This window comes from Parafannyhessea sp. (assembly GCF_051876455.1).
Classification (GTDB): domain Bacteria; phylum Actinomycetota; class Coriobacteriia; order Coriobacteriales; family Atopobiaceae; genus Parafannyhessea.
In genome coordinates, this window is record NZ_JBJEHW010000173.1 from 1 (window position 1) to 2,008 (window position 2,008).

Annotated in this window: 2 protein-coding genes and 1 pseudogene; all 3 read left to right on the forward strand. The window is 67.0% G+C overall.

Annotated features, from left to right (window positions below; all coding sequences use genetic code 11):
- Positions 1–407: pseudogene (locus tag ACI38Z_RS07580) on the forward strand (phosphoglucosamine mutase); the annotation flags it as partial.
- 213 nt (positions 408–620) lie between these two features.
- Positions 621–1,004, forward strand: coding sequence for a helix-turn-helix domain-containing protein (locus tag ACI38Z_RS07585; RefSeq protein WP_439789584.1), 384 nt, complete (start codon positions 621–623; stop codon positions 1,002–1,004).
- A complete protein-coding gene (locus ACI38Z_RS07590; protein WP_439789585.1) occupies positions 1,001–1,852 on the forward strand; it encodes an IS3 family transposase in 852 nt (283 codons plus the stop codon). Before ACI38Z_RS07585 ends, ACI38Z_RS07590 begins: the two co-directional genes overlap by 4 nt.
- Positions 1,853–2,008 lie beyond the last annotated feature (156 nt).

Sequence of the window (2,008 nt, forward strand, 5' to 3'; positions counted from 1 at the left end):
TGCTCGAGGAGATGCGCGCGCACGGCTACGCGATCGGCGGCGAGCAGTCGGGCCACATGATTCTGCTGCAGTACAACTCAACCGGCGACGGCCTGATGACGGCCTGCCAGTTCCTGGCAGCGGTCGTCCGCTCGGGCAAGACGGTGTCCGAGGCGGCGAAGGTGATGACCCGCTACCCGCAGACGCTCATCAACGTCAAGGTTGCCGACAAGCACGCGCTCGAGGGCAACAAGGCGATCGCCGACGAGGTGGCGGCCGTGGAGGCCGACCTCGGCGACGAAGGGCGCGTCGTCATCCGTCCGAGCGGTACCGAGCCGCTCATCCGCGTGATGGTGGAGGCCTCCTCGGCCGAGGTTGCCCAATCGGCGTGCGAGCGCGTCGCGGCCGTCGTGGAACGCGAGCTGTAGCGCGGCGCTGGCCGTAGAACGTAAAGAAGAGGGACCCTGCGGCGTATGAACTGCACCCCATTTCTTGGACACCAAGAAATGGGGTGTTTTGCTTTGACCGAATACGACATCGACATGAGACGGCGGGCACTGGCCCTTTTCGATGAGGGCGCGGGTTCCGCGACCGTCGCCAAACTCCTTGGACTGCCCCGCGGAACCGTGGGAAAATGGCACATGGCATACAGGTCCGTCGGTTCGGAGGTGCTGCTGCAGATGGGCGCGGTCCACAGGACGTACGACTACGAGACGAAGCTCGCAGCTGCGAGGGCGTTCGTCGACGGCGGGGAGAGCAGGGCCGAGGTCATGTCCAGGCTCTCGATCGCGTCGCTCTCGTCCTTCGAGAGATGGTGCGCGGCGTACCGCAGGGGCGGCGCGGAGGCGCTGAGGCCCAAGCCCAAGGGCAGGCCCAGGGGCTCCAAGCCGGCGCCCAGGGCGCTCACGCGGGAGGAGGAGCTCGAGGAGCGGGTCAGGCGCCTCGAGGCCGAGAACGCCTACCTAAAAAAATCAATCGCCCTGAAGGCCCGAAAGCGCTCTCAAGGGCGGAGCGGGCGGAGATAGTCCGCGGGCTTTCAGGGCGCCACAGGCTCGGCGACCTCCTGGGATGCGCGGGGCTGGCCAGGTCGACGTACTACTACGCGCTCTCGCGCCCGAAGCGGGAGACGCGGCCCGAGCTGCGCCGGAAGGTGGCCGAGGTCTTCTCGCGCACGCCCAACGGGTGCGGCCACAGGCAGATCGCCATGGCCCTGCGCGCCGAGTGCGGCGCGCGCATCGCGGACAAGACGGTCCTCAAGATGATGCGCGAGATGGGGATCAGCTGCGGCATCAGGCGGGAGAGCGACTACCACCGCTACAACTCCTACAGGGGCGTCGTGGGGAGGACGTTCGAGAACGTGGTGGGCCGCGACTTCTCGGCGGAGCTGCCCTGGCAGAAGATGGGGACCGACGTCACCGAGTTCAGCCAGCCGTGGGGCAAGGCCTACCTCGCCCCGGTCTACGACTTCGCCAGCAAGGAGATCGTCGCGTGGTCGGTGTCGGAGTCGCCCAACATGGCCCAGCAGCTGGACCTCCTCGGGCAGCTGGCGGAGAGGATGCCCGAGGGGGCGGCGCCCGTGCTGCACAGCGACATGGGCTGGCAGTACCAGAGCGACGCGTGGTGCGGCAGGCTGAGGGAGATGGGCATCAGGCAGAGCATGTCGCGCAAGGGGAACTGCCTCGACAACGCCGCGACCGAGCAGGTCTTCGGGCACCTCAAGGACGAGTTCTCCCGAGGGCGCGAATGGGACAGCTTCGAGTCCTTCAAGGCGGACCTCGACGCGTACATCGTCCACTGGAACACGGAGAGGAGGCAGGTTGGGCTGAAGGGCCTGACTCCGGAGGAGTTCCGGAACCAGGCCCTTGCGGCATAGGCTCTTATTTATCCCGTCCAAGTTTTGGGACGCAGTTCACAACGGCATCCGCCCCCGTTCTGTTTTCGGCGACGTGCTTCGAAGGTTCGGCGTTCCGCGCCGGCGAATCCGCTGCGCGCTCTACGCGTCTGCGCCGGCCGGCTTGATGTCGACGCC

Excerpts from the sequence above, each read along its gene's own strand:
- ACI38Z_RS07585 (WP_439789584.1), top strand. The coding sequence starts at position 621 with ATGGCATACAGGTCCGTCGGTTCGGAGGTGCTGCTGCAGATGGGCGCG.